Genomic DNA, 15,482 nt, shown 5'->3' with positions numbered 1-15,482 from the left:
ACTCCTGCCTCGCGCCCGCGTCCCGGCCGCGCGGCACGCTTCTCCCGGCGGGCGGAACAGGCGGTGGTGAACGAACCGGGCCGCGGCGGCGTCGGAGTACGGGGCGTCGGCTTCGCCGCCGCCCGGGCGAGACTGCGAGAGAAGGTGTTCCGATGAGCGTGGCAACCGCTTCCGGCCGGGCCGACGGCCGGCGTCGGGGCCGGCGCCGGCCCCTGTGGCCGCTGCCGGTGGCGGCCATGGCCCTGGTGCCCGTGGCCTGTACGACGACCGCGAGCGACGGTGGCGTGCCCGCCGCGTCGTGCGCCTACATGGTCGAGTTCGACGGCCGCAGGTACATGGACGTGGCCGACGACGGATTCACCGTGGCCGACAGGATCGGCACCGCCGTCCTCCCCCCGTGCGACGACACACCGAACGACGATGACGGCACGGACACGGTGGCGACGTCGGCGGCCGCCTACGCGGTGGAGGGCATGGACCCCGGTGTCGCCATCGCCGTGGGGGACGCGCCCGACGACGTCCGGCTCGTCGCCGTCCACCGCGACGGCGGCCTTCCCACGGAGGTCCGGCGGCTGATCGGCGGGTGACCGCACGTGGGTGCGGGCGGACGCGGATGAACGCACGGACCCGCGGAGTCCGTCCGGGACCGGACGGACTCCGCGGGTGGCGGTGGCGGGGTGCCCGGGTCCCGTGCAGGGTGCGCGGGACCGGGCACCCCGCACGGGACGGTGGGACTTCCGCCCGTCAGTGGGCGAGACCGGCGGGCGGAGCCGCCTCCTCCTCGGCCATGCGCTCCAGGGCCGTGGTGGTCTTGAGCGGCTTCTCCTTGATGAAGAGGACGGCGATCAGGCCGATCACCGCGAAGGGCAGGGCCATCAGGAACAGGTCGCCCGTCGCCACTCCGTAGGCGTGCTCGACCACACCCTTGATCGGTTCGGGCAGGGTGCTCACGTTGGGCACCGCCCCGTGGCCGCCGCCGGAGGCACCCCCGGCGGCGTCGCCGGTGGCACCGGCGGGCAGTCCCGCCAGCCCCTTGGCCATCTCGTCGGCCACACGGTTGGCGAGCACCGCGCCCAGGACGCTGGTGCCGACGGTGCCGCCGAGGCTGCGGAAGAAGGAGAGGGTCGAGGTCGCGGCGCCCAGCTCATGCGCCGGGACGTCGTTCTGCGCGGCCAGCACCAGGTTCTGCATCAACATGCCGACGCCGACCCCCAGTACCACCATGTAGAGGCTGAGTACGCCGAAACCGGTCTCGGAGTCCAGCATGGACAGCAGGGCGAGACCCGCGACCATGATCACGCCACCGGCGATCAGGAACGCCTTCCAGCGGCCGGTACGGCTGATGATCTGGCCCGCGACGGTGGAGGAGACCAGCAGACCGCCGATCATCGGCAGGCTCATCAGACCCGCGACCGTGGGCGACTTGCCGAGGGCGACCTGGAAGTACTGGGCGAGGAACACCGAGCCGGCGAACATCGCGAGACCGACGAAGAAGCTGGCGAGGGTGGCCAGTGTGACGGTGCGGTTGCGGAACACCGTGAGCGGGATGACCGGCTCGGCCGCCCGCGACTCCACGAAGACGGCCGCCAGCAGCAGCACGGCGCCGGTGACGGTCAGCGCGGCGGTCTGCCAGGACGCCCAGTCGAACTGGTTGCCCGCGAGCGAGGTCCAGATCAGCAGGGCGCAGACACCGGCGACGATCAGGAAGGCGCCCAGCCAGTCGATCTTCACCTCGCGGCGTACGGTCGGCAGTCGCAGTGTGCGCTGCAGGATGGCGATGGCGGCCAGGGCGAAGGGGACGCCGATGAAGAAGCACCAGCGCCAGCCCAGCCAGTCCGTGTCCACCAGCACACCGCCGACCAGCGGGCCGGCCACGGTGCCGACGGCGAACACCGCGCCGAAGATGCCGCCGTAGCGGCCGAGGTCGCGCGGCGGGATGATCGCGGCCATGACCACCTGCGCGAGGGCGGTGAGACCGCCCGCGCCGATGCCCTGGATCACGCGGCTCACGATCAGCAGGCCGACACCGTGCGAGAAGCCGGCCACCAGCGAGCCGACGACGAAGAGGCCGAGCGAGAGCTGCAGCAGCAGCTTCTGGTTGAACAGGTCGGAGAGCTTGCCCCACAACGGCACGGTGGCCGTCATGGCGAGCAGCTCGGCGGTGACCACCCACGTGTAGGAGGACTGGCTGGCTCCGAGATCGGCGATGATCCGGGGCAGCGCGTTGGAGACGACCGTTCCGGCCAGGATCGCCACGAACATGCCGGCCATCAGACCGGACATCGCCTGGAGTATCTGACGGGGTTTCATCTGGGCAGGGGGCGCCTCGGCGCTCACAGCACTCACAAGATTCCTTCGAAGACTGGGACAGCTCGGTTCAGGACTCGTCGACCGGACGGGCGAGCCCCGCGGCCAGCTGATCGAAAACCTGGTGGAAGATGTCGAGGAGCGGTTCGGCGCCGTCGCGCTCGCGCCAGTGCGTCATCGCGACGCGGGTCGCGACGGCGTTGAGCGAGGCGAGCAGCAGGGCGTGGAGCTCGGCCCGGGGGCCCTCCGCACCCTGCTTCCTGAGGCGTTCGGCGAACGCCTCCGCGAGCGCCCGCTCCTCCTCCGCCTGCAGGCACAGCAGCCGCGAGGTCAGCTCGGGGGAGCGGGAGAGCACCAGGGCGACCAGCGACAGCAGTTCGCGGTCCAGGTCCGTCCCGGCGATCTGCTCGGCCATGGCGTCACGCAGCACGTCGAGCGCGGAGCGCTCGGCCGGGGCCTCGCGCACCGCCTGCCGGACGCGCTCCCCCGCCTCGGGATCGGGCAGGACGAACGCGTCCTCACGGCACTTGAAGTAGTTGAAGAACGTGCGCGGCGAGACACCGGCACGCTCGCTGATCGCCTCCACCGTCACATGCTGTGCGCCGTCCTCCGCCGCCAGCCGTACCGCGGCCTCGAACAGTGCGTGCCGGGTCGCCTGCTTCTTCTTCTCACGCAGCCCGGCGGGTCGCTCCTTGTCCACCACGCCTTGCACAGTACTGAAAAAATGCAGAGCTATGCAAAATATTTGCCCTCAGCCCGATATTTGCCGGCCACACCACGGTGTCAGGGCGTCGACGCGGCCGCCGCCGCCTCCCGGATGGCGGCGAGCTGCTCGTAGAGGGCGTCACCGGGGCACCGGGTGTTGTAGCCGTCGCGGTGCCCGTGGATGGCGGGGAAGGACAGCTTCGCGCCCTTGACCCAGGTCTTGCCCGCGTAGCTGCGGCCGTCGGCCCCGGCGGTCAGGGTGACGGTGCCGGTGGGGCTGACACCGTACTGTCCCAGCTTCCAGGCGGCGAGGTTCGCCACCGCCGTCATCGACTCCTTGGGCGGAGCGGTCTCCGTGTACGTGCCGAGGACGGCGACGCCGCTGGTCTCGCCGTTGAAGCCGTAGGCGTGCGCGCCCAGGACCGGCCGGTCGACGCCTCCCTTGCGCCCTTCGTAGATGGTGCCGCACTTGTCGACGAGGAAGTTGTAGCCGATGTCTTTCCAGCCCATCTGCTTGACGTGGTACACGTAGATGCCGCGCACGATGTCGGGCGCCTGCTCGCAGGTGTACTCGTTGGACTCGGCGGTGTGGTGCACGACCACCGCCTCGACCTTCCCGCCGGGCAGGTACCCCGGCTCCTCCGGGCTGATCGACTCGTCCGCGCCCCACTGTTCCCGTGTGGTGATCGGCGGCTGCGGCGCGGCGGCCGGCGAGGCCGGCGCATCACCCTCCGTTCCGCCGGACGGAACCGACGACGGCTCCGCCGGCACCGGCTCGACAGGGGGGTCACCGGCGGACGGTGGCACCGCCCCGCCCCCTGCGGACTCGGCCGACTCCGCGTCACCGCCATAGCCACCACCGCCACTGCCACTGCCACTGCCACTGCCACTGCCACTGCCACTGCCACTGCCACTGCCACTGCCACTGCCACTGCCACTGCCAGGGTCGATCATGTCCAGGCGCAGGCCCTGCGGCAGCCCCGCCGCCCCCGCACCGTCGACACGGATCTCGACACCGTCCGAGAGCCCGACCCACGCGGGGCCCGTCCCTCCGCGTCCGGCGCCCTCCTCCCCCGGCCCGCTGTCACCGTCCAGCCGCAGCCACCGCGACCACTCCCCCGTACCGGCGGCCCGGGTCCGCACCTCCACCTCGCCCGTGAGGCGGGCCGACGGCTCGGTCCAGGTCACCCCGACCATGCTGAACGGCCGCACGTCCTCGCGCCGCAGCGCCGTGCGCCGCCCGTCGTCACCGGCGTCCACCGGCAGCGTGCGGGCCGTGACGCGCACCGGTCCTCCGGCCCGCGCCGGCTTCCCCGCCCCCACCGGCCCTCCGGCCCGCTCCGGTCCCGGCGCACCCTCGGCCGACCGGATCGCGCCGGGCTCCTCGTCGGACGTGTAGTGCACCACCAGACCGGCCGTCACCGCGGTGACCACCGCGACCGCCGTCGTCGCCCCTCTCCGACGCCGCTTCATGCAGTTGCCACCCCTCCGTCACACCCGCCCGTACAGTCACCTATGCCTGTTTTGATACCAATCAGCAGATCGGACCGCATCCATCTGCCGGTCGTGTCTCGCTCCGCTCCGCTCCGGTTCACTCCGGCGGGGCAGCGCGGACGGGTGTGCCCGGCGTTTCCGGGAGGGCGTCCTCATGCGGGAGACACCCTTGTCCGGTGGCGCTGTCGACGAGGCGGCGCGGGCCGGCGCCACGGTACGCAGGCCCCGGCCGCAGCGCGACGACTGCGTGCGGCAGGCGCCGTCCTGGGTCGAGGGGCGGGCGGCCTGGAACACCCGGTGGTGGCACGGGGTGCGTTCCGGCGAACTCCCGGCGGAATCAGCGCGGCACGCCGATGGGTGTCCCGTCACCGCACGGCGCCGGAAGCGGCACTGGTGCGGCCCCGGACGGACACCGGCTGACCGACTGACCGACTGACCGGCTGTTTGGCCGATCGACTGTTCGGCTGTCCACTGCCGTTCGCGGACCGCGGGCGGTCACCGGGCCGTCGGGATTCTTCGCACCTGGGCGTCGGGGAGCTTGGCCCACCAGTGGCCGTAGCGGCCGTAGACCCGTGGATCGCGTTCCGCCAGCAGTGCCGTCAGCGCGTGGGCCTCCGCGGCGAGTCCGTCCCACGCCCCGGGCGACAGCTCGTGGAAGGCCGTGGCCTCGATGCCGCCCTCGACCGGTCGCCACACGCCGGCGACCTGGCCGTCGACCAGCAAGGTGGGCAGTACGTCGCCGTTGTTGCGGATCACCAGGGGACGGTAGGCGGGCGGGATCACCCTGCTGCGGTCGGCGTGGGCGAGCAGGACGCTGTCCCACATCGCCATGAGCCGGGGCGGGGCCGGAGTGTCCGCGGGCGGGCGCGGGGCGCCGGGCAGGTCGAACAGCACGGTGCCGTCAGGGCCCCGCAGCTCCTCGACGGCACCGTGGGACTCGTGCAGCGTACGGAGGGCCTGGCGGATCGACGTCCGCCGCACCATGGTGAACTGGGCCATGTCCGCCACCGAAGCCGGCCCGAAGCCGGCCAGGTAGCGCAGGAGGAGGGTGCGCAACGCCTCCTGGTCCGCCTCCCGTCCGGTGGGCACGGGCCCCGTCCGTGGCGCCGCGGCGTACGACGGGTGGTGGCCGAAGGACCAGGGCCCGCCGGTGGCCACGTGCAGCAGCGGCGCGTACGCCCGCAGTCCCCACCACGCCCCGGCCTTCTTCTCCACGCCGAGCCGCTCCTCCAGCCAGGCCTGCATCTCGGCGGCCGTGCGCGGCCGGCCGGCGAACTCCAGCAGGTGCGGGACGAGTTCCTCGCCGTCGGCCGGAGTCAGCCCGGCGGCGGCGAAGCGGGCTCCGAGCCGCGAGGCGTACAGCGTCGACTGCATCGCCCCGCGGAAGACGTGGTGGTCGTCGGCGTGGACGGCGTGGAGTGTGATCCGCATCAAGGTCGCCTTGACGATCGTGCGACCGGCGAACGCGGCGTCCAGTTCGGCCGGCGCGAACCCGGCGAGCCGGTTCCACAGCGCCAGGTACGGCGAGGCGGCGGACTGCGCCTGCAGCGCGACCACGCGGCGCACGGCGTCGGCGACGTCCAGTCGCTCCCGCTCCAGCAGCAGTTGACGGCCGAGTGTGGCTCGATTCAGCTCTCGCGCGGTGATCGACATGGTCGGGGATTGTGCCGTGCCACGCTCTGCGGACGCCAGCGCTCCTCTTCGCTCCCGCACCGCGCAGGGCGTACCTCCCCCGTGTGCACAGGCGTGCGTCCCGTACCGTGCAGGACGCGCGTCCCGTACCGCGCGGGGCACGGCGTGCGAAGTGCGGCGTGTGGTGTGCGAAGTACGGTGTGTGGCGTGCGGCATGCAGCGTGCGGAACGTGCCGCGCGGCGCGTTTTCCGCGCCGTTCAGAAGACCGGCTGCCCGATGCTCAGCAGGTTCCCCTCGCTGTCGCGGAACCAGGCGCCGCGATCGCCCCGCGCGCCCGTGCTCGCGTAGTGTCCACGGACCTCGACGATGCCGTCCCGCGTACGCCCGCCGCCGTACGCCGAGGACAGCTCGAACTCCTCGAACACCACGCCGCGCCGCCTCAGTTCCGACACCACCGCCTCGATGTCGTCGACCCGCCACGACATCTGGGTGAAGGTCCCGGGCGAGGTCCCGGCCGACTGGAAGAGCTGGAACTCCGCTCCCCCGCACCGGTACAGCAGTCCGCCCGGCCGCTCGTCGACGGGTTCGAGGCCGAGCCGTTCGGAGTAGAAGCGGCGTGCCCGGTCCAGGTCCTGCGCCGGAAGCCTGGTCGACACCCGTCCCTGCGCGAGGCCGCCGCCGTCGTCTGCGTCCATGCCCCCAGTGTGGCGCGCGCGACGGCACCGGACGCGAACGATCGCGCCGTTTCCTCTGCACATCGGTCCGCTCCGCATCGCCGCGCCGGCACCGGGGCCGGGACCGGCACCGCCCTGGTCGCACCCCGCACACGGTGTCCCGCACGGTCGGCCACCCCACACTCCGCTCACGCACAACATCTGCGAACGGCCCACACACATGCATCAGATCTGCGACCGCAGGGCACCCCTTCCAGAAGAATCATTGGCCAAAGTTTCCGCCGAATGTTGCAGAGGGACGCGTGGCAGACACCCACGACACATCAGGCCCCGGTCGGCTGTCCGTCATCCGCACCGTCACCGACGGCATCGTCGTCATCAGCCTGCGGGGCGAGATCGACCATCACACCATCGGGCATCTCCAGCGGGCTCTGGCGCCGGAGGACGCAGGGGCCGACTCCCGTGTCGTACGTATCGTGCTCGACTTCAGCGGGGTCACGTTCATGGACTCCACCGGCGTCAACGCCCTCATCTCGGTCCACCGCGCCCTGCGCGGCACGCCGGGCTGGATCCGCCTGGCCGGTCCGCAGCCCTCCGTCCGGCGCGTCATCGAGCTCGTCGGCCTCGACACCTTCATCGACTGCTATCCCACCCTGCACGGCGCGCTCGCACGCTGAGCGCGCCCGCACGGGGGGAAGGCCGCTCCCCGGGCTTCCCGGACTTCCCGGGCTTCCCGGGCTTCCCGGACCGCCCCGGACGGTCGCGCACCCGGTGCCCGGGACAGGAGGGCGTCACCCGGTGCGCGTCAGGATCGTCCGCGCCGCTCGTACGAGTGCGGCGTTGTCCGCGGCGGGAGATCCGTCGGGCAGTACCAGGACGTCCTCCAGGCCGATCCTCGTGTCCAGGCCCAGCCGGACCGCGACCCGCAGCACCGGCCAGGCGCCGCCCTCCTCCCCGTGCAGCAGCAGCGCGGGCGGCCGCGTCGGGGCCAGCTCCTCCAGCAGGGCGACGGCGGTCCCGCCGGCGGTGGCGGGGTCGGTGTCGGTGACCTCGGCGAGTACGCGCAGGACCCGGCCGGAGAGCGGTGAGGCGCGGAACCGGTCCGCCGCGCCGGTCCCCGAGAAGACGCCGGCCTCGACACCGACCCCGTGGCCGAGCAGCGCCTCGGCCACCCGCTCGGCCCCCTCCTCGTGCCAGTTCACCGAGGCGTGGTCGGGCAGGACGGTCCAGGAGCGCACCAGTTCCGCGCGCCGGCCGGGGTCGGGGGCCGCCCACGCCCCGGTCGTCACCCCGATCCGTACGCCGGGCGGCACGGCCAGGCGCACCGCGGTGACCGCCTCCGCGACGACGCGCGGCTCCAGCGAGTCGCGGCCGTCGGCGTCCTTGGGGTGGAGGTGGAGGTCCTCGGCCCCGGCGGTCACCGCCCGTGCCGCCGCCTCGGCCAGTTCGTCGGGCGACACCGGCAGGAACCGGCACTCCTCGCGCGTGCGCGCCCCGTTCAGGCACGCCTGCAACATGGTCACGACTGTGGAAGTGCCCGACGGCGCCGCAAGTACGCCCGGCCGGCGGCCGGGTCAGCGGTGCTTGATGCCGGCCGCGGCGTTGGGGGCGAGGGCGGGCCCGGTGACGGGGACGTCGCCGAGCGCCTGGTCGACGGCGGCCAGCAGGTCGTCGGAGAGCTCCACGCCGGAGGCGGCTGCGTTGCTGTGGACCTGCTCGGGGCGGGAGGCGCCGGTGATGGCCGAGGCGACCTCGGTGCGGCGCAGGACCCAGGCCAGGGCCAGGGTGGGCAGGCTCATCCCGGCCTCCTCGGCGATCGGGACCAGGCGCTGCACCGCCTCCAGGGTGGCGTCGCTGTAGACGAGGTCCTTGGACACCGCCATGTCGGCGGAGGCGAAGCGGCTGCCCTCGGGCACGGGCTGTCCGGGCTTGTACTTGCCGGTCAGCACGCCCTGGGCCAGCGGGGACCACACGATCTGGGAGATGCCGTTGGCGGCGGACAGACCGAAGACCTCGGCCTCGGGGGCCTGCCACAGCATGGAGTACTGCGGCTGGGAGGAGACGAACAGGTCGGGCCCGGCGATGTCGATCGCGGCCCGGATCTGCTCCGGGGTCCACTCGCTGAAGCCCAGGTAGCGGGCCTTGCCCTGCTCGACGACCTTCTGGAACGCCTCGATCGTGTCCTCGATCGGCACCGACGGGTCGAAGCGGTGGGCCTGGTACAGGTCGACGTAATCGGTCCTCAGGCGGGTGAGGGAGGCGTCGATCTGCTTCGCGATCTGCTGCGGGGACAGTCCCTGGTCGGCCGGGTCGTCGGACATCCGGCCCCACACCTTGGTGGCCAGGACGTAGGAGTCGCGCGGGCGGGACGAGAGGATCTCGCCCCACGCCGTCTCAGCCGCCCCCCGCCCGTAGACGTTGGCGGTGTCGAAGAAGTTGATGCCGGCCTCGAACGCCGCCTCGGTGCAGGCGCGGGTCGTCTCCGCCTCGACGCCGCCGGAGTAGGTGAGCCAGGACCCGAGCGAGATCTCCGAGACCTCCAGGTCCGAGCTGCCGAGCTTGCGGTACCGCATGAACGTTCCTCTCCTAGGGACGCGGTCTGTCCGGCGCCCCCGCGTCACGCCGCTGCATCCGGTACGGACGGGTCGGCGCGGGCGGGCGTGCGTGCGGGCGGATCACACCGCTGATGTCGTCACGGCCTCTGGCTACCCTGCCTCACCGATCGGGAACGCGCCGAGCCGACACCCACTGTGTCGCGATCCGACGACCCGATGGCCCGACGCCCCGGGGACCCGGTGACCCGGGCCCCGGTCTCGCGGGGCGGGCGCCGGGTGCGGTCGTACGACGAGGCGGGCCGGTCGCACGAGGGCTCCGGACGGCGCCGCCTACGCGTGCGAGTAGACCCGCACCCAGTCCACGAGCATGCGCACCGGCAACGCGGTGTCCTCGGTCACGGGGCCCGGCCACACACCGCCGACCGCCAGGTCGAGCAGCAGGTAGAAGTCGTGGTCGAACACCCATCGCCGGCCGCCCTCCCGTTCGCGGGTGTAGGAGTGGTACGCCGTGCCGTCGACGGTCCACGTCACACGGTCCCGCGTCCATTCGACACCGTAGGTGTGGAAGGCGTCGGCGTAATGCCCGCCCTCGGCGAGCGTGCGGCTGCCTCCCACGCCCTCGTCCCCGTACCCGGGCCCGTGCACGGTCCCGTAGACGGTGCCCGGCTCGCCTCCCACGACCTCCATCACGTCGATCTCCCCGTTGCCGGGCCAGGCGGTCGTGTCGTCGTTGTCGCCCATCATCCAGAAGGCGGGCAGGGTCTCCCCGGCCTCCGGAACCCTGATGCGGGCCTCGAACCTGCCGTACGACTGGGCGAACGTGCCCTTCGTCGTCAGCCGGGCGGAGGTGATGTCACAGCTTCCGTAGCGGCAGCCCTCCATGCCCGCGAGTCTCTCCCGGCGGGCGGTGATGACGAGGTGCCCGTCGCCGTCGGTGGCGGCGTTGGCCGTGCGGTCGGTGTAGTACTGCCACTCCTTGTTGCCCCACTGCGGCTCGCCGCCCAGGTCGTGCACCCACTTCTCCGGATCGGGAGCCTTCCCTTCGGCGCCGGAGAACTCGTCCGACCACGTCAGCCGCCATCCGTCGGCGGACCGGCGGGGGCGGTCGGTGTCCTGGTCGGCCCGCGCGGAGCAGGACACCGTCAGACAGAGGGCGAGGACCGCGGCAGCCGACCGGAGAACACTGCCGGTACGACGGGCGGCACGGGGAACACGGGGCACGGGAAGACAACTCCAGGGTGATCGGTGAACAGTCGACCAGTATGAGCGCCCGCCCGTACCCCGCGTTCCACCGGCCCGCCGTCCCGTCGGACCTGCTGCTCCTGTTCGCCGCGGACCGCGGCCTGGTCGGGGTCGGGGAAGTGCGCCGGTCGGCCGTCGACACGTACCGTCCCACCGCGCTCGCCGCGCGGACCACCGCGGGCCACCGAGGACAACATGGCGTCGATGACGGTGCTCCGGCGCGACGGGTTCACCGTCGTGGAGGACATCAGTGTCGAAGGCCGTCCAGGTGTGCGTCTTCGACGGCACCTTTGATCGGGACCGCGCCCGCGCCCGTGACCTCACCCGCACATGGCAGGCGCCGTGGGCCCGGCGCCGACCCGGTGGACCACTCGGTGTGTTCACGTTGTCAGGCCGTCAGCTCCGTGAGTGCCGGCGCCCGGGAGACGGTGTCATGGCGGATGTACCACTCGGTGGCGAGGAAGCGCTCCCGCTCGGCCGGTGGCATGCCGGCCAGCAGGCCCGGCGCTGCGCCCCGTGCCGCCTCGGTGCGGTGTGCCAGCACGGCGGCCCACTTCCGCTCCAGCCAGGGACCGACGTCCACGGTCGCGGTGACACGCTCGTCCGCGACGGTGTTGAGCGCCTTGCCCGCACGGGCCACCTCCCTCAGCGCCGGCACCGCCGAATGCGGGTGGGTGGCCAGGTAGAGGGCGCTCGGCTGCCACGGGTCACCGGCCTCCGGGAAGAGCCGTTCGAGCCCGGCCGCCTCGACGGCCAGCACGGTCGCCCGATGGGTGTGCACATGGTCGGGGTGACCGGTCAGGCCGCCGTAGGCGTCGTGGGTGACGACGATCTCCGGACGGAACCGTCGCAGGTGCGCCACCAGCCGTCCCACCGCCTCGTCGACCGGCACGTCACACCATCGCGGGCCGCCCGGCGCCGACCACGGGACCCGGGCGTCGGCGTAGCCGAGCAGACGCGGCTCGCCGGCGCCGAGGATGCGCAGCGCCTCGGCCAGTTCCCCGGCGCGCTGCGTGCCCTCGGCCCAGGTCGTGGTGACGACCGCGGTCCGGGCGCCTCCGGCCGCGTGCCGGGCGAGCACCCCGCCCGCCGACAGCGACTCGTCGTCCGGGTGCGCGAACACCGCGAGCAGACTCGGCACCGGCATCCGCGCATCACCTCCTATGTCGTTCCCCCACGCGAGGACGGCTCATCCTACGAGGGCCCGGCGGCGGCCGAGGTCCGTACGCCGGGTCCTTCCGGGACCGGCCGCGGAGGAGTTCGTACTCCTTGTACGGTCGGCGCCGCTCGGTGCGGAGCGCAGCGGACACACTGTCAGGGACACAGGGGCGGAAGGGGCCGCACACACGGTCAGACGCGCACGATCAGGCACACATGGTCAGGGGCACATGGTCAGGCACACATGGTCAGGGGCACATGGTGCGGGCGGGCCGGGCACGCGGCCGAGGTGGCACCGACCGGCCCGGGGCCGGCCTCTCGGCGCCTCTCGCGCTCCCGCGAGATGGCCTGATCCTCACTCCATGTGTTACCCATTTGGCTCTTCACCCACTGTCCCCGGGAGTACCCAGCGTGTCCGAGCACCCGCAGCAGCCGAACCAGCCGCCGCAGCCCCCGCAGCCGCCCCAGGCCGGCTACGGGTACCCGAACCCGGGCCCCGGACCGTACGCGGACGGACCGTACGCAGGCGGACCGTACGCAGGCGGACCGTACGCAGGCGGGCAGGCCGGGCCCTACGCGGGCGAACAGGCGGGCCCCTACGGCTACCCGCAGCAGGGCCATCCGCAGGGGTACCCCCAGGGCGGTTACGCCTTCCCGCCCGGCACCTACACCGGAGACCCCCACGCCCCCTACGGGTACGACCGCTTCGGCCGTCCGTACTCCGAGAAGTCGAAGATCGTCGCGGGCGTGCTCCAGCTCGTGCTCGGCTCTTTCGGCATCGGACGCTTCTACGTCGGCAACGTCGGCCTCGGCCTGGCTCAGCTCTTCACCTGCGGCGGGTTCGGCATATGGGCGCTGATCGACGGGATCGTCCTCCTGACCGGCAGTGACCAGACCGACGCCCAGGGGCGGATCCTGCGTGGCTGACGCAGCGGACGCGCCCGGGCCCGCCCGGCGGCGACGGCGGCTGTCGCCGCGGCACCCGGCCGCGGCGCCGCTCGCGGTGCTCGTCGCCGGTGCGGCCGGCTGCGCCTACCTCTACGTCACCGACCCGCACGAGCCGGGCCACCTGCTGCCGCAGTGCCCGTTCCGGTTCGTCACCGGTCTGCTCTGCCCCGCCTGCGGCGGCACCCGCATGGTGTACGACCTGATGCACGGGCACTTCGCCCAGGCCTGGCTGGACAACAGGATGCTGCTGCTCGCCTCGCCGTTCGCGCTCGCCCTGCTGGGCCGCTGGGCGGTGGAGGGACTGCGCGGCCGGCGCTGGCGGCCCCGGCCGGGTTCCCGGGCGCAGGCCGCGATCCTGGGGACCGCCGTGGTGTGGACCGTACTGCGCAATCTCGTCTAGCGGGCCCGCCCTGCCGGCCCACCCGGTCGGCCCGCCCACCCGATCGGCCCGCCCACCCGGTCGGCCTGGTCGGCTCGGTCGGCCCACCGAGCGGGCCGACCGGGCCGACGCGACGGCCGCGTCCGGCCATTGTCCGGATTCGATCACGGAATAGGCACGATAGATCACGGACTCTCTCACCTGTTGCACAAGCCTCCCTAGAATCACGGCTCACAGGGGGGAACGGCGACGAGGGATCTTCGCGGAAGCTCCCTCCTGCGCGCACACGCGCACCTCGGAGTACCCCGCGTCGGGGTTCCGCTTTTCTCCGTTCTCAGTGTGACCTCAGGAGCACCTTCCATGACCGTCCCCACCCCGCAGGCCCCCTACGGTGTCGACCCGCAGGGCCGCCCGTACTCCGACAAGTCCAAGATCGTCGCAGGCATCCTGCAGATCTTCCTGGGCGGCCTCGGCATCGGCCGCTTCTACGTCGGCTCCGTCGGCGTCGGCATCGCGCAGCTGCTCACCTGCGGTGGCCTGGGCATCTGGGCGCTGATCGACGGAATCATCTTCCTCGTCAGCAACGACCGCACCGACAAGCACGGCCGCGTCCTGCGCGGCTGACCGCGGCACGGCACGGCGGGAACCATCGCGGGCAAGGGCCCGCAGCGGGCCGGTCGCCCGTCGGACCGTTCCCGCCGCCGTGTCCCCTTGTTCCCTGGCAGGGCCTGATCAGCAGGACCCGATCAGCAGGCCCTGCCAGGGCTTTCCGCGGCCCGGGCCACCGTGGCGATCACACTGTTGGCATCGAGTGCTCGCGTGATGACGAGGTTCACGCGGTACGCGGGACACACCAACTGCCGCGGCCGACGACATTCCCACGGCCGGCGACGGTCCCATGACCGGCGACGGTCTCATGACCGGCGGGGCCGGTCGTGGTGATCGGCCGTCAGGGACTCCAGCACCTCCGCCGCGGCTCGCCGCGCACGCGGGGAGCCCGATGCCGTTCCGTCCGCCAGGCGCCGCAGGCCGGGCAGTGCCTCAGGAAGGCCGTCGAGCGCGTCGCGGACGTGCGGGACCGGGGCCCTTCCGGTCCTCAGGACGGCGATCAGGGCCCAGGCCACGGGACGGCGTTCCCACGGGCGGAGCCCGTCGCGGACCAGGGCGCCCAGACCGTCGACGACACCCGTGCGCACGCCGGCGTCGGGGTCGTCCAGGAACGGGAGCAGCATCCACACGGCGCTGAATCCCCCCAGTTCGCCCACGGCCGTGGCGGCGGCCGCCCGGACCGGACCGGGCGCCTCCGGATCGGCGAAGGCCCAGCGGAGGTGGTCGACGGCGGCTCCGGTGCCCAGGTCGCTCAGGGCCCGCACGGCGGGCAGGCCGGCCACGGGGTCGCGCAGCCACCGCTCCGCCGGCTCGGTCACCCGCCGGTCCCCGCGTCCCGTGAGCGCTTCCAGCAGTTCCGCCGCCGCCTGCGCGTCCCGCTCGTCCTCCAGGGCGGCCACCAGCGCGTCCGTGACCTCCGGGCGCCGCAGGCGCGACAGCTGCCGCGCCGTCGCGATCCGCACCTGGGGAGAGGGGGCCCGCACCTTCGGGAGCAGGGAGTCCAGCAGCCGCTCCACGCGAGGGCCCGGCAGCAGATGCAGGATCTCCACGAAGGCGGCGCCCGTGCTCTGTCCCACCTTGCCGATCAGGTCCTCCTGGACGGCCGGGTCGTCCTTGAACCGGTACACCAGGCGCCGGGCCCGGCCGCGGACCGCGTCGTCCGGATCGTCGAGCAGCCGTACCAGAGCCCCGGCGTCACCGGGGGCACCGAGCGCGTCCAGACCCGCCAGGGCGTTGTTCCGCAGGTGGTGGTCCGGGTCGCGGAGCAGCCGGGCGAAAGCCTCCGTGACCGCCGGGCCCGCCAGGCCCAGTCGGACCGCGGCGAGCGAGGCCCGGCGCCGCACCCCCGCGTCCGCGTCCCCCATCAGGACCGGCAGCACCTCGGCGCCCGCCTCCGGCACCCCGAGCCGGCCGAGGCCGAGGGCCGCGGCCGCGCGCACCTCGGGCGCCCGGTCGTCCGCCACCGCGACGAGCACACCGGCGTGCTCGGGCCGGCCGGTACGCCCCAGTCCCTTGACCGCCGCCGCGCGCCGCTGCGGCTCCGGTGCCGCCAACTCCCGCAGGAAGAAAGCGATCTGGTGTTCCGCCCCCATGTCCGTCGCACCCCCACGGCACCCCGTGACATCCCCTGCAAGGAAGACTCCCCAGCCGCTCAGGGGTTGTACGGCGGACGCCGGAGAGCGCGCCCCTCGTTCTCTTCGCCCTCCCCTCCACCCACTCGCCTCTCTTCACCCCCTCCAGGCTCTCCGGCCCTCCGGCTCTCCGGCCCTCCCGACCCT

At 73.1% G+C, this 15,482-nt stretch carries 14 protein-coding genes and 1 pseudogene; 5 read left to right on the top strand and 10 right to left on the bottom strand.

The window, feature by feature from the left end; all coding sequences use genetic code 11:
- The first annotated feature begins 152 nt into the window (after positions 1-152).
- Positions 153-587, top strand: a complete 435-nt coding sequence (locus IE271_RS23555; protein WP_229919517.1) for a DUF6281 family protein — start codon at positions 153-155, stop codon at positions 585-587.
- A 157-nt stretch (positions 588-744) separates the two neighbouring features.
- Here IE271_RS23555 and IE271_RS23550 read toward each other — a convergent pair whose 3' ends face one another.
- From IE271_RS23550 to IE271_RS23530, 5 genes are all read right to left on the bottom strand, one after another.
- Positions 745-2,310, bottom strand: coding sequence for an MDR family MFS transporter (locus IE271_RS23550; protein ID WP_190192457.1), 1,566 nt, complete (start codon positions 2,308-2,310; stop codon positions 745-747).
- 67 nt (positions 2,311-2,377) lie between these two features.
- The gene (locus IE271_RS23545) at positions 2,378-3,010 is read right to left on the bottom strand and encodes a TetR/AcrR family transcriptional regulator (protein ID WP_190192402.1); all 633 of its coding nucleotides are present in this window, start codon (positions 3,008-3,010) and stop codon (positions 2,378-2,380) included.
- Between the two features lie 80 nt (positions 3,011-3,090).
- A complete protein-coding gene (locus IE271_RS23540; RefSeq protein WP_190192401.1) occupies positions 3,091-4,485 on the bottom strand; it encodes a peptidoglycan recognition protein family protein in 1,395 nt (464 codons plus the stop codon).
- Between the two features lie 516 nt (positions 4,486-5,001).
- Complete coding sequence (locus tag IE271_RS23535) at positions 5,002-6,159, bottom strand: winged helix DNA-binding domain-containing protein (protein ID WP_190192400.1); 1,158 nt, start codon at positions 6,157-6,159, stop codon at positions 5,002-5,004.
- A gap of 237 nt (positions 6,160-6,396) precedes the next feature.
- On the bottom strand, positions 6,397-6,834 hold the full coding sequence (locus IE271_RS23530; protein WP_190192399.1) for a VOC family protein: 438 nt from the start codon (positions 6,832-6,834) through the stop codon (positions 6,397-6,399).
- Between the two features lie 281 nt (positions 6,835-7,115).
- Between IE271_RS23530 and IE271_RS23525 the strand changes: the two genes are divergently transcribed.
- On the top strand, positions 7,116-7,490 hold the full coding sequence (locus tag IE271_RS23525; protein WP_190192398.1) for an STAS domain-containing protein: 375 nt from the start codon (positions 7,116-7,118) through the stop codon (positions 7,488-7,490).
- A gap of 114 nt (positions 7,491-7,604) precedes the next feature.
- Here IE271_RS23525 and IE271_RS23520 read toward each other — a convergent pair whose 3' ends face one another.
- From IE271_RS23520 to IE271_RS23505, 4 genes and pseudogenes are all read right to left on the bottom strand, one after another.
- On the bottom strand, positions 7,605-8,330 hold the full coding sequence (locus IE271_RS23520) for a 3-keto-5-aminohexanoate cleavage protein (RefSeq protein ID WP_190192397.1): 726 nt from the start codon (positions 8,328-8,330) through the stop codon (positions 7,605-7,607).
- A gap of 57 nt (positions 8,331-8,387) precedes the next feature.
- Complete coding sequence (locus IE271_RS23515; RefSeq protein WP_190192396.1) at positions 8,388-9,386, bottom strand: aldo/keto reductase family protein; 999 nt, start codon at positions 9,384-9,386, stop codon at positions 8,388-8,390.
- A 393-nt stretch (positions 9,387-9,779) separates the two neighbouring features.
- Positions 9,780-10,382 (bottom strand): annotated as a pseudogene (locus IE271_RS23510) (glycoside hydrolase family 16 protein); the annotation flags it as partial.
- A gap of 616 nt (positions 10,383-10,998) precedes the next feature.
- Positions 10,999-11,757 (bottom strand): PIG-L deacetylase family protein, encoded by a 759-nt coding sequence (locus IE271_RS23505; RefSeq protein WP_190192394.1) that lies wholly within the window; start codon positions 11,755-11,757, stop codon positions 10,999-11,001.
- Between the two features lie 422 nt (positions 11,758-12,179).
- Here IE271_RS23505 and IE271_RS23500 point away from each other — a divergent pair, with 422 nt between their 5' ends.
- The 3 genes from IE271_RS23500 to IE271_RS23490 all read left to right on the top strand — a co-directional run bounded on the left by IE271_RS23500 (position 12,180) and on the right by IE271_RS23490 (position 13,719).
- Positions 12,180-12,695 (top strand): TM2 domain-containing protein, encoded by a 516-nt coding sequence (locus IE271_RS23500; protein ID WP_229919515.1) that lies wholly within the window; start codon positions 12,180-12,182, stop codon positions 12,693-12,695.
- Entirely contained in the window at positions 12,688-13,116 is a 429-nt protein-coding gene (locus IE271_RS23495; protein WP_229919514.1) for a DUF2752 domain-containing protein, read from the top strand. The genes IE271_RS23500 and IE271_RS23495 overlap by 8 nt, the downstream gene beginning before the upstream one ends.
- Positions 13,117-13,455: 339 nt before the next feature.
- Positions 13,456-13,719: a TM2 domain-containing protein gene (locus IE271_RS23490; protein ID WP_190192392.1), complete on the top strand. Its 264-nt coding sequence runs from the start codon at positions 13,456-13,458 to the stop codon at positions 13,717-13,719.
- A gap of 290 nt (positions 13,720-14,009) precedes the next feature.
- Here the strand turns inward: IE271_RS23490 and IE271_RS23485 are convergent, their stop codons facing one another.
- Complete coding sequence (locus tag IE271_RS23485; RefSeq protein WP_190192391.1) at positions 14,010-15,296, bottom strand: HEAT repeat domain-containing protein; 1,287 nt, start codon at positions 15,294-15,296, stop codon at positions 14,010-14,012.
- Between the last annotated feature and the right edge of the window lie 186 nt (positions 15,297-15,482).

It is taken from the genome of Streptomyces minutiscleroticus (genome assembly GCF_014650875.1).
Lineage (GTDB): Bacteria > Actinomycetota > Actinomycetes > Streptomycetales > Streptomycetaceae > Streptomyces > Streptomyces minutiscleroticus.
This window is presented reverse-complemented; position numbering and strand designations above follow the sequence as displayed.

Bases quoted from the DNA above. Each gene is read 5' to 3' on its own strand.
- IE271_RS23555 (WP_229919517.1), top strand. From the start codon at position 153: ATGAGCGTGGCAACCGCTTCCGGCCGGGCCGACGGCCGGCGTCGGGGC.
- IE271_RS23550 (WP_190192457.1), bottom strand. From the start codon at position 2,310: ATGAAACCCCGTCAGATACTCCAGGCGATGTCCGGTCTGATGGCCGGC.
- IE271_RS23540 (WP_190192401.1), bottom strand. From the start codon at position 4,485: ATGAAGCGGCGTCGGAGAGGGGCGACGACGGCGGTCGCGGTGGTCACC.
- IE271_RS23535 (WP_190192400.1), bottom strand. From the start codon at position 6,159: ATGTCGATCACCGCGCGAGAGCTGAATCGAGCCACACTCGGCCGTCAA.
- IE271_RS23530 (WP_190192399.1), bottom strand. From the start codon at position 6,834: ATGGACGCAGACGACGGCGGCGGCCTCGCGCAGGGACGGGTGTCGACC.
- IE271_RS23520 (WP_190192397.1), bottom strand. From the start codon at position 8,330: ATGTTGCAGGCGTGCCTGAACGGGGCGCGCACGCGCGAGGAGTGCCGG.
- IE271_RS23515 (WP_190192396.1), bottom strand. From the start codon at position 9,386: ATGCGGTACCGCAAGCTCGGCAGCTCGGACCTGGAGGTCTCGGAGATC.
- IE271_RS23505 (WP_190192394.1), bottom strand. From the start codon at position 11,757: ATGCCGGTGCCGAGTCTGCTCGCGGTGTTCGCGCACCCGGACGACGAG.
- IE271_RS23490 (WP_190192392.1), top strand. From the start codon at position 13,456: ATGACCGTCCCCACCCCGCAGGCCCCCTACGGTGTCGACCCGCAGGGC.
- IE271_RS23485 (WP_190192391.1), bottom strand. From the start codon at position 15,296: ATGGGGGCGGAACACCAGATCGCTTTCTTCCTGCGGGAGTTGGCGGCA.